This is a genomic window from Kumtagia sp. (assembly GCF_059502445.1).
The window spans coordinates 1-22023 of record NZ_JCACER010000071.1; the positions used below are offsets into that span (position 1 = coordinate 1).

The following is a 22023-nucleotide window of genomic DNA, read 5'->3' on the forward strand; positions in this document are numbered from 1 at the left end:
AGACTCTGCCGCCCACGTTTCTCTTTCTTCCTTATGCAATTGTCAAAGAACGGACATCGCTCGAACGCGCTGTCATGGGTCGGTTCGCTTTTGGCTCCGGACCCGTCAGAGTGTCGCTCACGCGGCTCTCTTTGATTTCGTCGAGGGCAGTTTCAGAAGCGAACTTCTTCGTCGCCAGCGGCGCGCCGCCCTCGTTGGTGAGGCGTATATAGTCGCCGGCTCTCCGAAGTGTCAACAGCGTTTCGGAAGTTTTTTGAATTTTTTGCGACAGTCTGCGGCACCTCTTGTGGCCCCTGCGTCAGCTCTTCGGGGCCTGTCCCCACCCCCCATAAACCTCCCCCGGGAACGCTGCCGCCCTCGTCTTCGCCGGCGCATTTGCGGGTGACATGCACAACGATCCGCTCGGACGCCCGCTGACGGGGATCACCCTTCCCACGGCCCGAGTGATCGACAGGAATGGCAAGTCGAAGGACAGGGCGCTGCCGCGGCAGTCGGAACACCCTGCGGGACCCCTGCCATCGATGCCCTGGCGACCGCCCAACCTTTATCCCCCGAAAAAGTCCGATGGCAGCGCCTCACGCGCGGCAGAGCCCTATTGCGGCCGTATTGGCCGCCCACTTCTCCGCGCCGCATGTCTTTGAAGGCGTCTCCTGGATCTCCGTCATTCATGAGGAAGCGCGGGCAAGGCACCGTCCGGTTTGGACGCCTTCGTTGACTTGCGGCGCCGCGACGGGCAATTGTTCGTGGCATTGAACGACAAAGCGATTTGCCATCGGAAAGAAGCTCCCCGCTGGAATGCAGGAAACGGACTCGACCATAGCCGAGCTGGGCAACGACCCGCCGCTGATCGCGGACGGGCGCAGCGGTCCACCCGACCGGCGCGAGGTCTCCGCCCGCTGGCTCACCGGGACGTTTCTCACCGGCGTCACCTCGACCATATTGATGGGCGTCGCGCTGATCGTGGCGCTGGACGGGCGCGAGCAGCTCGCCACCCCGCCCGAGATCGCCGACATCGCTTCGGTCGGCCAGGACGACGGCGGCGAGAAGGCCAAGACGGCGCGGCTGGTGCCGCCGCGCCAGGTTGCCCGCGCCAAGAACCGCCGCCGCATGGAAGTGTCGATGATGACGCGGGTCGGCGACCGCGACGTGGTGCGCACCATGCCCTTCGTGCGCATCAAGATGCCGCTCGCCGCCAGCTACAAGACGACGCGCAGCTATCCGCCCTTCGATCCGCTCGAGGTTTTTGCCGAGGACGGTGCCGCCAATGCCGCCTCCTCCGCCATGACCGGTCAGATCTACGGCTCGAAGGTCGAAAGCGAGATGAGCCTGAAGACGGTCGACTTCCCGATCGGGACGGCCGCCTTCGACGAGAAGAACGACCTCACCGCCGCGGAGGTGGAAGAGGTCGTGCGCACCACCGGCTCGGCGCTCACCGACGGCGCGATCCGCGTCGCGGCGCTGCATTACGTCGATCCGCAGCGTTTCGGCGACTCCCTTGCCGGTCAGGCGCTGACCTACGGCATCCGCGTCGTCCCCGAAAACGTATCGGTGACGCCGCGCAGCACCTCGGCCGAAAACGACCTCGCCTACGCCGAGGACCTCATTCCCTTCAACAGCGAGCGCGACATCGAGGATGCGCTCGCCGAGGCCGGCTATGCCGGCGACGACGCCAGGGAGATGGCCAAGGCGGTGGCCATGCGGCTGAACGCCACCCGGCTGAAGGCCGGGACAGTCCTCACCGCCGGTCTGGAGATCAGCGGCGAGGAGGCCCGCATGGTCCGCCTCGGCGTCTACGACCACACCCGCCATTTGCTGACGGTCGCCGTCAACGACAGGAGCCAGATCGTCGCCACCGCCGAGGCCGAGCCGAACCCCGGATTGCAGACGGCCTTCGACGACACGCCGATCGTCACGGCGCGCGGCAGTCTGCCGACCGCCTATGACGGCATCTACCAGGCGGCTTATTCCTACGGCATGTCGCGCTCGATGACGCGTCAGTTGATCAAGCTGCTGGCCTCCGACGTCGACTTCCAGTCGCGCCTCAATCCGGCCGACCAGCTCGACGTCTTCTTCTCGCAGCCGGACGAGTCCGACCAGGTGTCGGACGATTCGCAGCTCCTCTACGTGTCGGCGAGCTTCGGCGGGACCACGCGGAAATTCTACCGCTTCGCCTTCGACGACGGCTCGGTCGAGTATTTCGACGAAGAGGGCCGCAGCTCCAAGCAGTTCCTGCTGCGCAAGCCCGTTCCCAACGGCGTGTTCCGCTCAGGCTTCGGCGGGCGCAACCACCCGATCCTCGGCATCACCCGCATGCATACCGGCGTCGACTGGGCGGCCCCGCGCGGCACGCCGATCATCGCCGCCGGCAATGGCGTCGTCGAGAAGGCGGGATGGGCCGGCGGCTACGGCCGCCAGACCATCGTGCGTCACGCCAACGGCTACGAGTCCTCGTACAACCATCAGAGCGGCATCGCCAGCGGCATCAAGCCGGGCGCCCGCGTGCGCCAGGGACAGGTGATCGGCTTCGTCGGCACCACCGGCCTGTCGACCGGCCCGCATCTCCACTACGAGCTCATCGTCAACGGCCGCAAGGTCGACCCGCTGCGGGTGCGCCTGCCCAGCGGCCGCACCTTGAAGGGCGAGGATCTCGACCGCTTCAACGCCGAGCGCGAACGCATCGACAAGCTGCTCGAGGAAGAGCAGAGCCCGCTGAAGGTCGCGACCGTCGGCTTGGGCGGATAGATACCGAAGGTCCTGAATTCCAATCTCGGGCGTGTCGCCGCCTACGCCCTCACCTCCCTTGCTCGGGTTGAGGGTGCGCGGCCGGCGAGCCGGCTGCGCTAGTCGATGAACTCCACCATCACGCCGGCCGACACCAGCTTGGCCAGTTCCTGCGCGTCCCAATTGGTCAGGCGTACGCAGCCATGGCTCTCCGTCTTGCCGATCTTCGACGGATCGGGCGTGCCGTGGATGCCGTAGGTCGGCTTGTCGAGGGCGATCCAGACCGAGCCGACCGGGCCGTTCGGTCCCGGCGGGATGGTCAGCACCCTGTCGTTGTTGCCCTGCTTGAAATTGAGTTTTGGATTGTAGGTGTAGTTGGGATTGACGGCGACGCGCGACACGGCATGGATGCCGGTCGGCGAAGGCGTGTCGGCCGAGCCGATGGTCGCCGGATAGGCAACGACCAGTTTCCCCCCCGCATCGTAGGCGCGCACCTGCTTCTTGCCCTTGTCGGCGATGATGCGGGCGACCTTGGCCGTCGCGTTGGCGCCGAAATTCGCAACCCGGATGCGCGTTCCAGGCCGCGAGAAATTGGCTTCCGGGTTGAGCGCCTTGAGATAACCCTCGTCCATGTGGAAGCGCTCGGCCAGCATCTCGGTGACGGAGGTGAAGCTCATATGCTCGAGCTGCGCCTTCTCGCTGTAGTCGGCAGGCACCGAGGCGATGAACGGCCCGGCCGCGTCGGCCGGCGTGATCTCGTACAGCGCGAACGCATCGCCGCCCGTCGCCGCGAGCGCCGCCTTGATGCCGGCCGCGTCGGTCGAGCGCAGGTTCTGGCCGGTGAGCTCGTTGTAGGCGGCGAGCGCCTTGTCGACATTGGAGCCGAACTTGCCGTCGATGACGCCGGGCGAGGCCCCTGCCCTGTCGAGCAGCACCTGCAGCGCCGCGACGTCCTCGCGGGCGGTGAAGTTGAGCGGCGGCGGGGCCGCCGGCTCGCTGATGGTCGGCAGCCCGGGCGGGGTGATGGTGCCGGTGATCTCCGGCTCGGCGGAGCTCACCTGGCCGTCGAGCGGTCGGCGCTCGATCTCGCCGCCACGCGCGGTGACCTGCGGTTCGCCACTGGCCGCGCCCGGCCGCTGCGGCGCCTCGGGAAACTCATCGCGCCGGCGGTAGTCGTCCACCTCCGGATAAGCCGGCTCGGCATAATAGGGATCGTCGTAGCCGTAGTCGCCGGCCGGCGCCCGCCCCCTTTCGCGTGCTTCGTCGCGGCGCAGCCGCGCCATGTCCTCGGGGTCGTCGAGATAGTAACGGTCCTGCTGGCGGATCTCGCGGCGACGCTCCCGCAATTGCTCGCGCCGCTCGTTGAAGCGGCGCGGCTGCACGGCGATGACCTCGCCGGTCACCGCATCGACGATGACGCGGTTGCCGTCGCCGTCGTAGTAGACCTCCGCGTCCCGGTATTGCGCGAGCTTGATGCCGCCGTCGTCGGCGCGGGGCGATGGGCGCGACTGGCGCTCCCACGGATCGGCTCCTTCCGAGGCGACCGCCGCGGTCGCCGAGAAGCCCAATGCAACGGCCGGGATGAGGATCAGCCTGCGCAGCATGTTAGCTCGATGTCTCCGGTTCAGCGAATCAAGGGTTCGCGGGTGCAATCGGTATCCATCCTATTGGTTCCGATATGAACCGGGCATGAAGATGGCATCGTTTCACGGCGAAGCCGGGCCGCGCCGATCACAGTTGCGTCAGCCCGAGTTCGGCGCGCGCCTTCTTCGTCAGCCCCAGCACCACCAGCCGGCGGCTTTCGCGCAGATAGTCACGCAACGCCGCGTCGTCCATCGTCTCGTCGGTCCGGCGCTGGATCCACTTCATGCCGCGCGAGGCGAGATATGGCGCCGGCCGGCAGCCGGGCTGCTCCCTCAGGATGTCGAAGGCCATTTCCGAGACCTTGAAGGTGACGGCAAGCGCTTCCCCGTCGCTCCAGCCGGCGATGGCGAAAACCTTGCCGCCGATCTTCCACACATGCGCACCACCCCACTGCACCACATGCGTGGTCGCGGGCAGCGTGGCGCAGAAGGCATTGTATTCGGCGAACGTCATGGCCCCAGTCTCTCGCACACATGGAGGGTTCTTGCCACGCTCTTCACCGGGACCGCGGCTGCGATCCCGCAGCTCATCGCCTGACCCGGAACGGTCGCCGCGCTTCCAAGGCTGACGCAGCGTCATCCCCCAGCCCGTCTTTTAGGGTAGACAGCAGCGGATTCCGACAACACTATCCGGGCCTAGGGTGACGGGGCTGACAGGCAGCCGCACGCGATGCCTGTGGAAACTGGCAGCTGAAAACGGCATGGCCGTGAGCTGCGCACAGCCGTCGGAGGAACCCTACGATGCCGCATCCAAGCCAAACCAGCGATCAATGGTGGGTCAACGACCAGACGCCGGACAATCCTTACGGCAAGAGCGAGGACTATGAGTCCTTTCTCGACTATCTTGGGGCATTGAACCGTAGCCTGACGCCGGAGATCGCTCAGGGCACGCTGAGGATCAACCTTCACGAACTCAACGATCACCCGGATTACAAGGCCGCCGCGATCGGCGCCCTGGAAGCGTGGGCAGCGGTCACTCCCTTGCAATTCGAGATCGTCGACGATGCGCCGTTCAATCCTGAAACGGACTGGATGGAGGTCGTCAGCCCTGAAGTGGGCGAAGAAGATGACGGCAGCGCCTATTCAGCCAATCGCTATGTGAGCATCGGCCAGCGTTTCCACGACACCGAGCCGAACAAGACGGATATCGGCGGCTATGTGTTCGATTCCTTCATCCACGAATTCGGCCATGAGTTCGGCCTGAACCATCCCGGTCTTTACAATTACAGCGGTCCCGGCGGCGTACAGATCAACTATCTGAACAATGCCACCTGGATCTACGACCGCCAGCAATACAGCGTCATGTCCTATTTCGACGGGATCGACGTCGGCGAACCTACCCGCTGGTCGGCGTCGACGCCGCTGGTCGCCGACATCGAGGCCGTCATCCGCCGCTTTTTCTCGACTGTCGACGAGAACGGCGCGCGCACCTACCAGCATATCGACCTCAACACGGGCGATAACGTCTACGGCTTCGGCAGCACGCAAGATATCTATCGGCTGACCGCCTCGGGCATGCAGCACGACATCGGCTTTGTGATCCATGACACCGGCGGGACCGACACGATCGACTTCTCGGGCTCGACGGCGGGCACGATTCTTGATTTGCGCCCCGGACAGTTCTCCAGCGTCAACGGCCATAGCAACAATGTGTCGATCTTCGCCGGGCACAATGCCGACGGGACCGACTACCACGTCGAGAACGGCATCGGCAGCAGGCATGACGACATCCTGATCGGCAACGACGGCGCCAATGTGCTTGACGGCCGCGGCGGCGCCGACCGCATGGCCGGCAACGGCGGCGATGACACCTATTTCGTCGACTCCCTCGACGACATCGTGCGCGAGGAGGCGAACGGCGGCAACGACACGGTCATCCTCCTGTCCAGGGACCTGAGGATCCGGAAGATCGCCAATGTCGAAACCATCATCTACGCCGACGAGTCGACACTGCAACCGGGGGATGACGGCGGCGACGAAACCACGCCCAGTGTCGGCGACAACACGCTGACCAGCATCATCTTCGGCGACAACGGGAACAACACGCTCGACGGCGGTGCCGGCGACGACACCATCTTCGGCCAGGGCGGCGACGACCTGATCATCGGCGGCCGCGACTCGCTCGCCAGCCGCGACATCAACAACACCATCGACGTCGCCGACCTCGAGGACCAGACCGAGAGCGATGACGGCAACGACACGCTCTATGGCGGCCGCGGCAACGACACCATTCTCGGCGGCAAGGGCAACGATATTCTCGACGGCGGCCGCGGCGACGACGTGCTGAGCGGCCAGGACGGTATCGATATATTCAGGGGCGGCGCCGGCGTCGACACGGTCGACTACAGCAAGGAGAGCCCCTTCCAGCTGCTCGTCAATCTTGCCACGAACGTCGCCAGCGGCGGCACAGGCTCCGGCGACACTTTTTACAGCATCGAGAACCTGATCGGGTCCGACGACCGCATCGACCGCTTCATCGGCACCTCAGCCGCAAACCATTTCTGGGGCCAGGGCGGCGGTGATTATTTCAACGGCGGCGACGGCGATGACATCCTCGATGGCGGCCGTGACGGCGACATCCTGTACGGCGAAGGCGGCAACGACACGATCATCGGAGGCAGTGAGCAGGATTATCTGGATGGCGGCGACGGCATCGATACGGTCGTCTACGCCGGCAGCTCCGCCGGCGTGACGATCGATCTCGCCAACGGCACGGCCAGTGGCGGCGACGGCGATGGCCCGGTGCAGATCGTCGGACGCGGCACCACGATCCGGCACGACATCCTCGCCGGCTTCGAAAACGCCGTCGGTTCATCCCATGACGACCATCTCATCGGCGACGCCCAGGCCAATGAGCTCTCGGGCGGCGATGGAGACGACACGCTGACCGGCGGCGGCGGCGCCGACAGGCTGAATGGCGGTGCCGGCAGCGACACGGCAGACTACGCCGACGCGACAAGCGGAGTCAGGCTCAGCCTCGCCGGCGGCAGATCCGGTGGCGACAGATATGTCTCCATCGAAAATCTTGCCGGTTCGGGTTTCGACGATCGATTGACCGGCGACCGCGCGGCCAATGTGCTGACCGGCCAGGGCGGCGACGACAGGATCGACGGCGGCCGCGGCGACGACACGCTGCTCGGCGATTTCGCCTATCAGGGCGACGCGCCGCCACGCCCGGGCATGGGCACCGGCTACGCCACGCTCGGCGCGGACGCGACGAACAATTCGATCGCAACCGCCTTCGACATCTCGAACAATTTCTCGCTGGCCGAGGATCCGGACATCTTCGATTCGACGACCGTCCTTCACACGACCGTCAACGCCACCGGTAACGGCAAGGGCGGGTATTACAGCATCGACCTGGCGGCCGGCACGGTCATCTCGATCGACATCGATGGAATTGCCGATCCCAATGTCCATGACAGCTGGGTCAGGCTGCTCGACAGCGACGGCAATATCGTCGCCCAGAACGATGATGGCGGCGGCGACCCCGGCTCCACGAGCAACCGGGATTCGAGCACGGTCTTCGTCGTCCAGGAAACCGGAACCTACTACATTCTGGAAGGCAGCTGGTCGCCGGACGCGCCCGGCGACGGCTGGGCGGAAGAAGTGCCGGAGGGCTCTACCTACGAGCTGAACGTCTCGGTCGAGTTCCCACCCGCCCCGGCTGAGCCGGGCATCGCGGGATCCGACACGCTCACCGGTGGCCGCGGCAGCGACCTGCTGGACGGCGGCCTGGCGGCCGACAGGCTCACCGGCGACGCGGGAGAGGACTTCTTCCGCTTCTCGACGGCGCTCGGCGACGGCAATGTCGACCGGGTCACGGACTTCGAAGTGGCCGACGACACCATCCTGCTGGACAACCTCATCTTCGAGGCCGTGGGTGGCGACGGGGCTCTCGCCTTGGGCGCATTCTTCGGCAGTGCGGCGGGCGCCGCGCATGATGCCGACGACCGCATCATCTACGATACCGACAGCGGCGCCTTGCTCTATGACGCCGACGGCATCGGACAAGACGAGGCCATTCAGTTTGCGCGGCTGAACGCAAATCTGAACCTCTCGGCGGCGGACTTCATCGTCATCTGACCCGACCGCGGGTGGGGCGCCTTCCGGCGCCCCACCCGGCACTACATTGGCAGTTGTTCTGGATCACGAGCCGAGCGGCAACGCCGCCACCGCGCCGGTCCTGCCGCTCGATCACGGAGAATGGCGATGAATCGTCCGACCGATCGCCGCACGATATTGATAACCGCCGGAGCTGCGGCTGTCGCCGCGGCCGCCGGACCGGTCGCTGCGCAATCGACAGGCATTCGCGGCTCGGTCACGTTCGAGGGGGGCGCGGTCGTCCCGAAAGGCGTCCTCGATATCTATCTCGAGGACCGTGCCGTCGAGGACAAAGCGCGCCGCCGTATCGCGAACACGCGCATCAAGAGCGACGGCGGGTCGAAGGCGATAGCCTTTTCCCTGCCCCCGCCCGCAAGCCCGACCGCTTCGCCAACGCTGCGGATCGTTGCGCGCCTGGAGCGTGCCGACGGCTGGCTGCTCGCACGCGGCAGCGCACAGGTCGAGGTTGGTTCGTCCGTCAATGTCACGCTCAACATGGTCATGTATTGAGGGCTGATGACAGGACATTCGTGCGAACGGCCGGGCGCAGCCGTGAGGGCTGCGTCTAAGCTCATCGGAGCTGCCGGCTCGTCGCCGTCGCTGTATTGACATTGTAGATACGCCGGAGCATCATTTCGTTATGACAGACGCTCCTTCAGCCTTGCCAGCCTCAGCCGAAACCAAGGGCAGCATCAATCTGCGCATCGAGGTGCAGACGCGACAGCTAATCGACGAAGCGGCGGCGGTACTGGGCAAGACGCGCACGGAGTTCATGATCGAGACGGCGCGGCGCGAGGCGATCGATGTGCTGCTCGACCGCAGGCTGTTCACACTGGACGACGAATGCTTCGACGCCTTCGTGCAGGCGCTCGACAATCCGCCCGCGCCCGGACCGAAGTTGCGGGCGCTGCTGCGCCGCAAGCCAGCCTGGAAGGCATGACTAAGGGCACCGGCCTGTCGGCGCCCGCGCCGCTGACCGTCGATCATGACTTGACCCCTTTCGACTGTGGCGAGCCCGCACTGGATGTCTGGCTGAAGGAACGCGCGCTCCGCAACGAAAGCCGGTTCTCGCGCACCTATGTGGTGTGCGAGGGGCAACGTGTCGCCGGCTACTACGCGATCTCTGCCGGGTCGGTGGAGCGCGCCGCCGCGCCGGGAAAACTGCGCCGCAACGCACCGGACGCCATCCCGGTTTCGATAATAGGCCGACTGGCGGTGGACCGTGCCTATGCTGGTCGCGGCCTTGGCGCCGACCTGTTGTCCGATGCGCTGACCCGCATCGCGCTCGCATCGCAGACGATCGGAATCGCGGCAGTGCTCGTCCACGCCAAGGACGAGAAGGCAAAGGCGTTCTATCTCGCCTGCGCTGAGTTCCTCGAATATCCGGCGGACAGCCGGACGCTGTTTTTGCCGGCGGAGGTGATGGTGCGGGGGATGGGGTGAGATTCGACGGGCGAGCCCACGGATCACCAATCGAGTTGCGTGTTGGCAAGGCGCCAGCGTGATCTCCCCAACGGCTGTTGACCCTGCGCCCTGCAAAAGCCCCGGCGAGAAACCTCGCCGGGGCTTTTGCACAGCTTTCGCCTAAGCCGCCTGGGCCTCTGCGACCACCGGCGCCTTCGCCCGGAAATTCAGCCTGTCGCTTCCCGCGGTGATCTTGACGGTCGAGCCGTCGCGGATCTCGCCCATCAGGATGCGCTCGGCCAGCGGATCCTGCAGCTCCTTCTGGATCACCCGCTTCAGCGGCCGCGCGCCATAGGCGGGATCGTAGCCCTTGGCCGCCAGCCACTCGACCGCCTCGTCGTCAAGGTCGAGCGCGATCTTGCGGTCGACGAGTAGCTTCTCCAGCCGCTTCAATTGGATCTCGACGATCCGGCCCATGTCTTGGCGTCTGAGGCGGTGGAACAGGATGATCTCGTCGACGCGGTTCAGGAACTCCGGCCGGAACGCACCACGCACCACGTTCATCACGTCGTCGCGAACCAGATCGACATCCTGATCCTCGGTAAGGTTCACCAGATATTCGGAGCCGAGGTTCGAGGTCATGACGATCAGCGTGTTGCGGAAGTCGACCGTGCGGCCCTGCCCGTCGGTCAGCCGCCCGTCGTCGAGCACCTGCAGGAGCACGTTGAAGACGTCCGGATGCGCCTTCTCGACCTCGTCGAACAGCACGACCTGGTAGGGCCGCCGCCGCACCGCTTCGGTCAGCGCGCCGCCTTCCTCGTAGCCGACATAGCCGGGCGGCGCGCCGATCAGCCGGGCGACCGAGTGCTTCTCCATGAACTCCGACATGTCGATGCGCACCATCGCGGTCTCGTCGTCGAACAGGAAATCGGCGAGCGCCTTGGTGAGCTCGGTCTTGCCGACGCCGGTCGGGCCGAGGAACATGAACGAGCCGATCGGCCGGTTCGGGTCCTGGAGCCCGGCCCGTGCTCTTCGCACGGCCTTGGAAACCGCCTGCACCGCCTCGCCCTGGCCGACGACGCGCACGCCGAGCTCGTCCTCCATGCGCAAGAGCTTGTCGCGCTCGCCTTCGAGCATCTTGTCGACCGGGATGCCGGTCCAGCGCGACACGATGTGCGCGACATGGTCCGGCGTCACGGTCTCTTCCACCATGCCACCCTTGCCATCCTGCGCCTCGGCTTCCACGAGCTTGCGCTCCAGCTCCGGGATCCGGCCATAGGCAAGCTCGCCGGCGCGCTGGAACTCGCCCTTGCGCTGGGCGATCGCCAGCTCGTTGCGCGCCTCGTCGATCTCCTTCTTGAGGTCGGCGGCCAGCCCGAGCTTCTGCTTCTCGGCCTGCCACTTCGCCGTCATCTCGGTCGACTCCTCCTCGAGCGAGGCGAGATCCTTCTCGAGCCGGACGAGCCGGTCCTTCGACGCCTCGTCCTTCTCCAGCTTGAGCGCCTCGCGCTCGATCTTGAGCTGCATGATGCGGCGGTCGACCTCGTCCAGCGCCTCGGGCTTGGAATCGACCTGCATCCTCAGGCGCGCCGAGGCCTCGTCGACCAGGTCGATCGCCTTGTCGGGCAGGAAGCGATCGGTGATGTAGCGGTTCGACAGGGTCGCCGCCGACACCAGCGCGGAATCGGAGATGCGCACCTTGTGGTGCTGCTCGTATTTCTCCTTCAGGCCGCGCAGGATCGAGATCGTGTCCTCGACCGTCGGCTCGTCGATGAACACCGGCTGGAAGCGCCGGGCCAGCGCCGCGTCCTTCTCGACATGTTTCCTGTATTCGTCGAGCGTGGTGGCGCCGACGCAGTGCAGCTCGCCGCGCGCCAGCGCCGGCTTCAACAGGTTGGAGGCGTCCATCGCCCCGTCCGCCTTGCCGGCACCGACCAGCGTGTGCATCTCGTCGATGAACAGGATGATCTGGCCGTCGGCCGAGGTGACCTCGTTGAGCACGGCCTTCAGCCGCTCCTCGAACTCGCCGCGATATTTCGCGCCGGCGATCAGGGCGCCCATGTCGAGCGCCATCAGCTGCTTGTCCTTCAGCGATTCCGGCACGTCGCCGTTGACGATCCTGAGCGCCAGGCCCTCGGCGATCGCCGTCTTGCCGACGCCGGGCTCGCCGATCAGCACCGGGTTGTTCTTGGTGCGGCGCGAAAGCACCTGGATGGTGCGGCGGATCTCGTCGTCGCGGCCGATCACCGGATCGAGCTTGCCGCTCCTGGCGTCCGCCGTGAGATCCCGCGCGTACTTCTTCAGCGCGTCATAACCCTGCTCGGCGGAAGCGGAGTCGGCGGTGCGGCCCTTGCGGATATCGTTGATGGCGGCGTTCAGCGCCTGCGGCGTGACGCCCGCCTTGGAAAGGATCTCCGAAGTCTTCGCCGATTTCTCCATGGCCAGCGCCTGCAGGAGCCGCTCGACCGTGACGAAACTGTCGCCGGCCTTCTTGGCGAGTTCCTCGGCGGTGGAAAAGACCTTGGCGAGAGGCTGCGCCAGGTAGAGCTGGCCGTTGCCGCCCTCTACACGCGGCAGCACGTTGATCGCCGCCTCGACGCCGGCCTGCGCATCGCGGGCGCGGCCTCCGGCGCGCTCGATCAGCGACGCGGCAAGACCTTCCTCATCGTCGATGAGGACCTTCAGAATGTGCTCGGGCGTGAATTGCTGGTTGTTGCGGGAAAGCGCGAGCGTCTGTGCCGACTGGATGAAACCGCGCACGCGCTCGGAGTATTTTTCGATGTTCATACCTGTCTCCTTTCCGTCCCCGGCCCGCTCTGCGGCACCGGTTCGGCTCAAGATGACGACCCCCTCGTCGCGAGGCAGGATCAGTTTGAACTCGATATGGGTATTGCCGCAACAGCGCTCAAGGCACTTTGATCCGCGCCGAAAAAGAAAGGCGGCGAAGGCATTACACCTTCGCCGCCTTGTTTTTCGGAAGCTGGGATCGTGGGCTCAGCCCTCGGCCGGCGCTGCCTCTCCGTCGCCGCCCTCCGGCGCCGCCGTATCGGCCGCGGCCCGCCGCGGGCGGCGGCCGCGTCGCGGCTTCTCCTGCGGCTCCGGGGTCTCGGTTACTGCGGCGGCCAGCGACTCGGCCGCCTGCGGCTGCTCGGCGGGTGCCGGCGCCGCTTCGGCGGCAGAAGCCTGTGCCTCTTCCGTAGCCTGCTCCGGCCTGGGGGCGGCGGCGCCATTGCCGTTCACCGCGTTGTTGTTGTGCGGGCGGCGCCGGTCGCGGTGGCGGCCGCCACCCGACTGCTGGCCGGCCGGCTCGCTGTTCAGCGCCACCTCGGCGGGCACGCCCTCGATGATCGGCTGCGGTCCCGAGCCATTCACAGGCTGCGCCTGCTGATGCGGCTGCTGTTGCTGGGCCGGTGCCTGCTGCGGGGCCGGCGCATGCGTCTCGCCGCCGTTGACCCCGCCTTCGAAGCCATAGGAGGCGTCGTCGAGATCGTCGTCGAGATCGTCGCGCGTCGTCTGGATTTGCTGGGAAGCGAACTGCGCCTGGGCGGCGGCGATGATGCGGTTGTAATGTTCCGCGTGCTGGAGATAGTTCTCCGCCATGACGCGATCGCCGGAGCTCTGGGCATCGCGGGCGAGCGTCGCGTATTTCTCCGCGATCTGCTGCGCCGAGCCGCGGATCTTCACGTCCGGGCCGTTGCTCTCGTAATTCCGCGTGAGGGGATTGGGTCCTCTGCGGTTGTTGTTGTTATTGTTGTTGTTATTGCCGCCGCCGCTATTGTTGCGACCGCGCATGCGTCTGTTCTGCTGTTGTGGCCTCATCAGACTCTCTTCACTTAGAAAAATCATTCACGAACGGGTGGCTTCGCAAGCCGTCCGGTTCGTAGTCCTCCGACGGTGTTCGCCCGCATAGGCTGCGTTGGCGTCACATGCCATCCTGTTCGGTGTCCATGACACGATCCGGACGATCCCCGTTACGAAGCGCCAGCATCGTTTTGCGCGAGTAGGCAGTCTGTTTCTCAGGGAACCGAACTGTTCAGAGCACTGCCTGCTTCGTCTCATCCGGTGGCCGGACCCTATCCGCATTCTTCCGGATTGCCAAGCGATATTTCCACGGCTTCCGTCAAGTACCTGCTTTCCCTGGACTTGCAGAGGCGAAGATCAGAACGCGATCGTTGCCGCCGAGATCTTTCGCCGAACCGCTCGCTTCCAGGCCCGCGGCGAGGAAGATCGCCGTAACATCCTGTTTCTGGTCGAAACCGATTTCCACACCGATTCGGCCGTCTGGGTCGATGAATTCCGGTGCTCGGCGGGCTATCTGTCGGTAGGCATCAAGCCCGTCCGGACCTCCATCGAGCGCACTCGGCGGCTCGAAATCGCGCACTTCCCGCGCCAGGCCGGCAATACCGTCGCTGCGTATATAGGGCGGGTTGGAGACGATTACATCCCATCGCCCCGAAACATTTTCGAACCAGTCCGAGCAGAGCGGCGTGAAGCGGCCGGCAAGGCCCAGATCGCCTGCGTTCTGCACCGCCGTGGCCAAGGCGCCCTCGGAGCGGTCGACGCCCGTGGCGGTCGCTTCCGGCACCTGCGACAGCAACGCCAGCGCGATGGCGCCCGTGCCGGTGCCGAGGTCGAGGATGCGGCAGCGGCCATGGCGGCGGACGACCTCGCGCACGAACGGCAGGATCGAATCGACCAGCGTCTCGGTGTCCGGCCGCGGCTCCAGCGTCGCCGGCGAGACCAGCAGGTCGAGGCCGTGGAAGCCGCGCCGGCCGATGATGCGGTGCACCGGCTCTCCATTCCGCCGCCGCTCGAAAGCCGCCCACACCCGGTCGGCGATCTCACGCTCGACCCGCCGCTGCGGCGCGGTGATGGCGTCGGCACGGGTCGTTCCGGTGAAATGCTCGACCAGTAGCCTGGCGTCCAGTGCCGGATCTCCCACGCCCGCCGCGGCGAACATCTGGCGGCCGGCGCGCAGCAGGTCGTCCAGCGTCGTCGGACCGGAATCAGCCATGCGTCCCGGTTTCGGCAAGCAGCCTCGACTGGTGGTCGGAGATCAGGGCGGAAATCACCTCGTCCAGTTCGCCCATCATCACCCGGTCGAGCTTGTAGAGGGTGAGATTGATGCGGTGGTCGGTCAGCCGGCCCTGCGGGAAATTGTAGGTGCGGATGCGCTCCGAGCGGTCGCCGGACCCGACCTGCAGCCGCCGCGATTCGGAGCGCTCCGTCGCCGCCTTGGTGCGCTCCATGTCGTAGAGGCGGGCCCGCAGGATCTGCATGGCGCGCGCCCGGTTCTGGTGCTGCGATTTCTCCGCCTGCACCACCATGATGCCGGTCGGCAGATGGGTGATGCGAACGGCCGAATCGGTGGTGTTAACGTGCTGGCCGCCGGCACCCGATGCCCGCATCGTGTCGATCCGGACGTCCTCCGCTCGAATCTCGATATCGACTTCCTCGGCCTCCGGCAGTACGGCGACGGTCGCCGCCGAGGTGTGGATGCGCCCGCTCGCCTCGGTATCCGGCACGCGCTGCACGCGGTGCACGCCCGATTCGAACTTCAGATGGGCGAAGACGCCGCGCCCCGACACCGTGGCGATGATCTCCTTGTAGCCGCCGGCCTCACCCTCGCTGGCCGATTCGACCTCGACGCGCCAGCCCTTCGCGGCGGCGTAGCGCTCGTACATGCGGAACAGGTCGCCGGCGAACAGCGCCGCCTCGTCGCCGCCGGTGCCGGCGCGGATTTCCAGGATGGCGTTGCGCTCGTCGGCAGCGTCCTTGGGCAGAAGCAGGATCTGGATGTCCTTCTCAAGGCCCTCGATCCGTTCCTCCAGATCCGGAAGCTCGGCCTCCGCCAGCGCACGCATCTCCGCGTCGGTGGCCTTGTCGGCGAGCAGGCCGGCGAGGTCGGCATGCTCGCGCTCGGCGGCGCGCAGCCCCCGGATCTTGCCGACCATCTCCTGCAACTCGGCATATTCGGAGGCCATCTTCACATAGGCGTCCGGCTCCGGCCCGGCCGACATCTGCGCTTCGAGCATCTCGAAGCGCTTGACGACCTGGTCCATGCGGTCTTGGGGAAGGGAAATCATGATTGCGATCGCTCTATGGAAAGAGGCGCATATCGGAGAACGGCCGAAAGCTCAACGCGGCGGCGCTGCTGGCTACCGGCGATCGATTTCCGAGCGGCCTTGATATGGGTGACGAACATCCTTGCAACTGGTGCGAAGAAGGCCGGCTGAAGACGCCGAGTGGCGGCACGGGCTCGAGATAGTAGGATTTGCCGATGACATCGGTATTGAACTCGTCCAGCATGATCCAGCAGCGCAGGCTGATGTCGAGGCCGGCCCGCTGCTTCTCGGTTTCCGGAATCTCGACCGCCTTGCGTCCCTTGGCAGGCGACTGCATGGTGATCGGCAGCAGGACGACCGCATCGCCGCCAGGCCGCGCGAGCCGCAACGCGACCGCGACCGGGCGGCGTTTGCGCCCTTCTGTCTCGCCAGCGGCCGCTTCCCGCGCCCAGAGAAACGGGTAGGAGACAACTACGCCGGTTTGAAGCTCTTCGAAGCCCATCTTCAGGGCTTGGCTTCGTACGCTTCCAACGCCGCTTCTATCTCTCCGGCCAGTTCGTCCGGCACATCGGCGGCCGTCCAGGCCTGCCGTGTATCGCCGCGGCGGACGAGACGCTCATAGTCTTCGATGCTCATCAGCACGAAGCGCGGCTTGCGATGCTGCGTGATCGCGACGGGTTCCCTGCGCGCCAGATGCGTCACGTCGCCGATTTTCTGGGTGAGTTCGACGGTGCTGAATTCGCGCATGGCTCGATCAATCCATTTATATGGATAATATCCATATATTCTGGATATTCAAGCATCGGGCTGCGACTGCCCTACAGCGGTATCCCCCGATCGTCCGCAAAAGTCTGCAGCAGCGCGCGCATCGGCAGGCGGGCGCTGTTCCCGGCCAGGTTCTCGTCGATGAAGGCGGTGAGCTCGCCGACCGGCAGCTCCGTCAGCATCGCTTTCACCGGGCCGATCGAGGCCGGCGACATCGAGATCGAGCGATAGCCGAGCCCGACCAGCGCCATCGCCGAGATCGGCTTGCCGGCCAGCTCCCCGCACAGCGTCACCGGCCGGTTGGCGCGTTTTCCCGCCTCCACGATCCGGCGCAGCACCCTGAGGAACGGCACCGAAAGCGGATCGAACCGGTCGGCAAGCTGGCTGTTGCCGCGGTCCGTCGCCATGACGAACTGGAACAGGTCGTTCGACCCCACCGAGACGAAATCCACCGCCTCCATCAGCTCGTCGAGCTGGAACAAAAGCGACGGCACCTCGAGCATGGCGCCGATCTTCAGGCTGGTCGGCAGCAGGTGGCCGAAGCGCGACAGGTGCCTGACCTCCCTGTCGATGATCTCGCGCGCCTGCGCCACCTCGCCGAGCTCGGTCACCATCGGCAGCATGACCTTGAGCTCGTGCCCGCCGGCGGCGCGCAGCAGCGCCCGCATCTGGGTGCGCAGCAGCCCCGGCCGGTCGAGGGTGAGCCGCACGGCGCGCCAGCCGAGCGCCGGGTTCTCCTCCTGCCCCGCCCCCTTGAAATAGGGCAGCACCTTGTCGCCGCCGATGTCGATGGTGCGGAAGGTCACCGGCTTGCCGCGGGCGATGTCGAGCACGTCGCGGTAAAGCCGCTCCTGCGCCTCGGCGCGCGGGAAGGTGGCCGCCACCATGAACTGCAGCTCGGTGCGGAACAGGCCGATGCCGGCCGCGCCCGAATCGGCAAGCTGCGGCAGGTCGACGGCAAGCCCGGCATTCATCAGGAGGTCGATGTGCACGCCGTCCTTCGACGTGGACGGCTTGCTGCGCAGCTCGCGATAGAGCTCCTGCCGGCGCGCCCGGAAGCGCACCTTCTCGGCATAGGCGGATTCGACGTCGGGCTGCGGCCGCAGGTGGACCGCCCCGTCCTCGCCGTCGGCGATGATGGCGTCGCCGTTCTCCGACATGGAGACGGCGCCCTTGAGCTGGCCGACCACGGGGATGCCCATGGCGCGCGCCACGATCACCACATGGCTGGTGATCGCCCCGTCCTCCAGCACGACGCCGCGCAGCTTGTCGCGCGGATAGTCGAGCAGCTCGGCCGCGCCCATGGAGCGGGCGACGATGATCGAATCCTTCGGCAGCGCCGCCGCGACGTCGTCCGGCGAGCGGCCGAGCAACTGGCGCAGCAGCCGGTTGGCGAGGTCGTCGAAATCGCTCATGCGCTCGCGCATATAGGGATCGGTCATGTGCAGCATGCGCGCCCGCATGTCGCTCTGCACCTTCTCGACCGCCGCCTCGGCCGTGAGGCCGTTGCGCACCGCCTCCTCCAGCCGGCGCACCCAGCCGCGGTCGTTGGCGAACATGCGGTAGGCCTCGAGCACGTCGCGGTGCTCGCCCTCGAAGGCGACCTCGCGGCGCGACAGCATGTCGTCGATCGACAGCCTGAGCGAGCCCAGCGCCGCGTCGAGGCGCCGGATCTCCGCTTCCGAATCCTCGTTGAACAGGTTGGTGACGACGATGCGCGGCTCGTGCAGCACGACATGGCCGAGCCCGACGCCGTCGTTGAAGGCGACCCCGGTGAACGACACCGGACGCCTCAGGTCGAGCTCCATGCCCGGCCGCGACAGCCGGGCAAGATCGCCGGTGGCGATCATCTCGGCGATCACCATGGCGGTGGTCTCGAGCGCCTCGACCTCGTCGTCGCGGTAGGTCCGCATCGTACGGTTCTGCACCACCAGCACGCCGAGCGTGCGCCCGGCGCGCAGCACCGGCACGCCGAGGAAGGAGTGGTAGATCTCCTCGCCGGTCTCCGGCAGGTAGGCGAAGGCTGGATGCTCCTGCGCGTTGGACAGGTTGAGCGGCCGCGCGCTCGCCGCGATGGTGCCGACGAGACCCTGGCCGAGGCGCAGCTGCGCCAGGTGCACGGAGCCCGGGTTCAGGCCCTCCGTGGCGTAGAGTTCCAGCACCGAGTCGGCGCGCAACACGTAGAGCGAGCAGACCTCGGCGACCATGTTCTTGGCGATGTCGCGGACGATCTGGTCGAGCCGCTCCTGCGGCCCGAGCGGTTCCGCCATGAGCTCCCGCAGCCGTCTCAGCAATACGCGTGGCCCTACGACCGAATCACGCATCTGGGCTCCGTTCCAAACAGGCATCGGCGGCCCGGCCGCCGGCCTGGCCGCGAATCCTTCGCCGGATATCTTCCGTCCTAATGCTTATCGAGGCCGTAGACGGAATGCAAAGTACGAACCGCCAGTTCCGTGTAGGCGCCGTCGATCAGGATGGAAATCTTGATCTCGGAGGTCGTGATAGCACGGATGTTGATGCCCTTTTCCGACAGCGCCCGGAAGGCGGTGGCGGCGACGCCGGCGTGGCTGCGCATGCCGATGCCGATCACCGACACTTTCGACATGCCCTCGTCGTGCTGCAGCACGTCGAAGCCGACCGTCGCCTTGCCCTTCTCCAGCACGTTGAGCGCCTTGGCGACGTCGCCCGACGGCACGGTGAAGGTCATGTCGGTGAACTTGCCGTCCTCGGAGATGTTCTGGACGATCATGTCGACATTGATGTTGGCCTCGGCCAGCGGGCCGAAGATGCCGGCGGCGACGCCCGGACGGTCGGCGACGCGCCGCAGCGAGATCTGCGCCTCGTCCTTGGCATAGGCGATACCGGTGACGACTTCCTGTTCCACGATTTCATCCTCGTCGCAAATCAGCGTTCCGGGCGGGTTGAGAAGGTCGCCCATGCCCGGCGCGTCGGGGTCCTCGAAGGAGGAGCGCACGAAGGTGCGCACCTTGTGCACCATGGCCAGCTCGACCGAGCGCACCTGCAGCACTTTCGATCCGAGCGAGGCCATCTCCAGCATTTCCTCGAAGGAGATGCGGTCGAGCCGCCGCGCCTTCGGCTCGATGCGCGGGTCGGTGGTGTAGACGCCGTCGACATCCGTATAGATGTCGCAGCGGTCGGCCTTCACCGCCGCGGCGATCGCCACCGCCGAGGTGTCGGAGCCGCCGCGCCCCAGCGTCGAGATGCGGTTGTCCGGCGCCAGCCCCTGGAAGCCGGCGATCACGGCCACCTGGCCCTCGCCGAAACGCTTGATCAGGAACGAGCCGTCGATCTCGGCGATGCGCGCCGCCCCGTGCGCCCCGTCGGTGCGGATCGGGATCTGCCAGCCCTGCCAGGAGCGGGCGTTGACGCCCATCGACTGCAGCGCGATCGCAAGCAGCCCCGACGTGACCTGCTCGCCCGAGGCGACGATGGCGTCATATTCGCGCGCGTCGAAGAACGGGCTGTTGGCGCCGGTCGCTTTCGGCATGCCCTGCACCCAGCCGACCAGCTCGTTGGTCTTGCCCGACATGGCCGAGACCACCACCGCTACCTCGTGGCCGGCGTCGACCTCGCGTTTGACGTGCCGCGCCACGTTGTAGATGCGGGCGAGGTCGGCGACGGAGGTCCCGCCGAACTTCATCACGATGCGCGCCATGGATAAGCGGGTGCCCCGTTCGACTGTCCTGGGCTCGCAGAAGCCTTGGAATGATGGTGTTTTGGCGGCGCTGTCGCGCGCTCCGCCGATGCGCGGCCTCCATATCCAAAACGCCCTGCTTCCGCAAGGCCGCCCTTGCCGGCTGCTGAGGCCCGACCGACTGAAGCACCGGGCCGGCCCTCGCCTTCACTCCTCCCATAGCCTTCGTTGTTCCTCAGGCCGGGGAGGCGAAAGCGACAATGACCCGCGTCGCACAACGCGACGAAACAGTTGGCGAACGCCGCCAAAGCGGTTATGTGTCCTCCCGGCTGGTCCCGTAGCTCAGTAGGATAGAGCGGCAGATTCCTAATCTGTAGGTCACAGGTTCGATTCCTGTCGGGATCACCAGAAAATCAAACGTTTAGGCACTAACGCCCGCCACTTTTATGTTGCATCGTGTTGCAGTTGAGTTCCCTTGATTTCCAAGGGTTTCCTGCGACACTCGGCGAATCCACGCGACATGGAATGCGACATGGGCAGGGCCGCTCGCTGAGAGCGCCGGGGGAGCGATGCCAAGAGATGGCCAACAGTGAAATGCCTCAGTCTTGGCCAGCTCTGATTGCCTGGCTTCTAGTGCGAGCACCACTAATTGCGCTTGGTTTCATAGCCGTGCTGTATATGGGTTTCGTGATCTCGATCATGCTGCGTGGGTCTTCGTTCGTGGATGCGTTGCAACCGCGGAACTTTGTCGGGCGGGATTGCATCCAAATTACAGAACAGGCTGGCAGGGTATTTCAAGTCGACCAGTGCCGCGGCTCGGTTACCGAACTTCCGCGCTGACTCGCGTTACGCTGATTCGTACCGTTGGGGGGTGGCAGAACCGGGCCATTTAACCATACAAATCAGAGATATGCCCGCGATTCACAGCGCGACAAGCACCTGTTGGCTGCACCTTAACTATTTGATTTTGCTCGTGCAAGCTGCTGATAGATCAGAACGGGAACAAACGATGCGGGGATCACGCCAAAGTGGCGTTGACGGCCATAAGCGTCCACGTATCCTAAGACACTGACATCGTGAGAAAAGAAGCCGCTGCGGTTTTCCCTCCCGGCAGCGGCTCCTCAATCACAATCCTGCACGTCAAGTTTCAAAGGGCAGGACAGTCGCTTCTGGAAAGCCCGGACAGAATGTCTGGTCAGACGCAACTGGTCAACCTTTGAATCGCCTTCGGTCGATCGAAAGGAAAGACCATGACAGCAATGCAACACTCAAGCCGACGGCTAACGTTCGCGGACGCCGTTGATATCTGGAAGCTCCGCCAGCAAGGCTGGTTTCAGCATCGAATTGCCGCGCAATTCGACGTGAACCCAGGCCGTGTCTGCGAAGTTCTGAAGGAGCGGACGCACGTCGGCAGCCGGAACGCGGCTGGCGAAGAAGGGAGAGGTGCCTGATGGCCAACCGACCCTTTCCGTCCTATTGGATGTACAAGGATGCGCAGAAGCAATGGCGTTGGACTTACCACGCGTCCAACGGCGAGGCGATCGCCGCGTCCAGCGAGGCCTATATCAATCGAGCCGACTGTCGGCGGGGTATCGACATCATGAGGGCTTCCTTCGATGCCCCCGTGTGGATGCCGGGCAATTTGGTAGGCGCCTCTTGACAGAGA

General features: G+C 65.6%; 17 protein-coding genes and 1 tRNA gene. 8 read left to right on the forward strand and 10 right to left on the reverse strand.

What is annotated here, in order from left to right:
- Together AC5JDC_RS19265 and AC5JDC_RS19270 are read left to right on the forward strand one after the other, a co-directional pair.
- The coding region (locus AC5JDC_RS19265; protein ID WP_495843714.1) for a hypothetical protein at positions 1 to 212 on the forward strand (212 nt) is incomplete at its 5' end.
- Positions 213 to 795: 583 nt separating this feature from the next.
- Positions 796 to 2742 carry a M23 family metallopeptidase gene (locus AC5JDC_RS19270; protein WP_495843716.1) on the forward strand — a complete coding sequence of 649 codons (1947 nt, stop codon included), beginning with the start codon at positions 796 to 798 and terminating at the stop codon, positions 2740 to 2742.
- A gap of 98 nt (positions 2743 to 2840) precedes the next feature.
- Here the strand turns inward: AC5JDC_RS19270 and AC5JDC_RS19275 are convergent, their stop codons facing one another.
- Positions 2841 to 4325: a L,D-transpeptidase family protein gene (locus AC5JDC_RS19275; RefSeq protein ID WP_495843718.1), complete on the reverse strand. Its 1485-nt coding sequence runs from the start codon at positions 4323 to 4325 to the stop codon at positions 2841 to 2843.
- A 127-nt stretch (positions 4326 to 4452) separates the two neighbouring features.
- Positions 4453 to 4818, reverse strand: a complete 366-nt coding sequence (locus AC5JDC_RS19280) for an MmcQ/YjbR family DNA-binding protein (protein WP_495843721.1) — start codon at positions 4816 to 4818, stop codon at positions 4453 to 4455.
- Between the two features lie 287 nt (positions 4819 to 5105).
- Between AC5JDC_RS19280 and AC5JDC_RS19285 the strand changes: the two genes are divergently transcribed.
- From AC5JDC_RS19285 to AC5JDC_RS19300, 4 genes are all read left to right on the forward strand, one after another.
- Positions 5106 to 8450 (forward strand): M10 family metallopeptidase C-terminal domain-containing protein, encoded by a 3345-nt coding sequence (locus tag AC5JDC_RS19285; protein ID WP_495843723.1) that lies wholly within the window; start codon positions 5106 to 5108, stop codon positions 8448 to 8450.
- A 126-nt stretch (positions 8451 to 8576) separates the two neighbouring features.
- Positions 8577 to 8978 carry a hypothetical protein gene (locus AC5JDC_RS19290; protein WP_495843725.1) on the forward strand — a complete coding sequence of 134 codons (402 nt, stop codon included), beginning with the start codon at positions 8577 to 8579 and terminating at the stop codon, positions 8976 to 8978.
- A 130-nt stretch (positions 8979 to 9108) separates the two neighbouring features.
- A complete protein-coding gene (locus AC5JDC_RS19295; RefSeq protein WP_495843727.1) occupies positions 9109 to 9408 on the forward strand; it encodes a type II toxin-antitoxin system TacA family antitoxin in 300 nt (99 codons plus the stop codon).
- On the forward strand, positions 9405 to 9911 hold the full coding sequence (locus AC5JDC_RS19300) for a GNAT family N-acetyltransferase (protein WP_495843729.1): 507 nt from the start codon (positions 9405 to 9407) through the stop codon (positions 9909 to 9911). The genes AC5JDC_RS19295 and AC5JDC_RS19300 overlap by 4 nt, the downstream gene beginning before the upstream one ends.
- A 141-nt stretch (positions 9912 to 10052) precedes the next feature.
- On the opposite strand, the gene clpB is transcribed toward AC5JDC_RS19300, so the two are convergent.
- From clpB to AC5JDC_RS19340, 8 genes are all read right to left on the reverse strand, one after another.
- Positions 10053 to 12659: an ATP-dependent chaperone ClpB gene (gene clpB / locus AC5JDC_RS19305; protein ID WP_495843731.1), complete on the reverse strand. Its 2607-nt coding sequence runs from the start codon at positions 12657 to 12659 to the stop codon at positions 10053 to 10055.
- 207 nt (positions 12660 to 12866) lie between these two features.
- Positions 12867 to 13691, reverse strand: coding sequence for a DUF4167 domain-containing protein (locus AC5JDC_RS19310; protein ID WP_495843733.1), 825 nt, complete (start codon positions 13689 to 13691; stop codon positions 12867 to 12869).
- Positions 13692 to 13992: 301 nt separating this feature from the next.
- Positions 13993 to 14886, reverse strand: coding sequence for a peptide chain release factor N(5)-glutamine methyltransferase (gene prmC / locus AC5JDC_RS19315; protein WP_495843735.1), 894 nt, complete (start codon positions 14884 to 14886; stop codon positions 13993 to 13995).
- A complete protein-coding gene (gene prfA / locus AC5JDC_RS19320; RefSeq protein WP_495843736.1) occupies positions 14879 to 15958 on the reverse strand; it encodes a peptide chain release factor 1 in 1080 nt (359 codons plus the stop codon). The genes prmC and prfA overlap by 8 nt, the downstream gene beginning before the upstream one ends.
- A 13-nt stretch (positions 15959 to 15971) precedes the next feature.
- Positions 15972 to 16439, reverse strand: a complete 468-nt coding sequence (locus tag AC5JDC_RS19325) for a hypothetical protein (protein ID WP_495843737.1) — start codon at positions 16437 to 16439, stop codon at positions 15972 to 15974.
- Between the two features lie 2 nt (positions 16440 to 16441).
- Positions 16442 to 16684 (reverse strand): type II toxin-antitoxin system prevent-host-death family antitoxin, encoded by a 243-nt coding sequence (locus AC5JDC_RS19330; protein ID WP_106775424.1) that lies wholly within the window; start codon positions 16682 to 16684, stop codon positions 16442 to 16444.
- A 71-nt stretch (positions 16685 to 16755) separates the two neighbouring features.
- Positions 16756 to 19026 (reverse strand): phosphoenolpyruvate--protein phosphotransferase, encoded by a 2271-nt coding sequence (gene ptsP / locus AC5JDC_RS19335; RefSeq protein ID WP_106775425.1) that lies wholly within the window; start codon positions 19024 to 19026, stop codon positions 16756 to 16758.
- Positions 19027 to 19103: 77 nt separating this feature from the next.
- A complete protein-coding gene (locus tag AC5JDC_RS19340) occupies positions 19104 to 20378 on the reverse strand; it encodes an aspartate kinase (protein ID WP_495843740.1) in 1275 nt (424 codons plus the stop codon).
- Between the two features lie 310 nt (positions 20379 to 20688).
- On the opposite strand from AC5JDC_RS19340, the gene AC5JDC_RS19345 reads away from it, so the two are divergent.
- Both AC5JDC_RS19345 and AC5JDC_RS19350 read left to right on the forward strand, forming a co-directional pair.
- Positions 20689 to 20765, forward strand: a tRNA-Arg gene (locus AC5JDC_RS19345).
- A 1042-nt stretch (positions 20766 to 21807) separates the two neighbouring features.
- On the forward strand, positions 21808 to 22017 hold the full coding sequence (locus AC5JDC_RS19350; RefSeq protein WP_495843742.1) for a YegP family protein: 210 nt from the start codon (positions 21808 to 21810) through the stop codon (positions 22015 to 22017).
- Positions 22018 to 22023 lie beyond the last annotated feature (6 nt).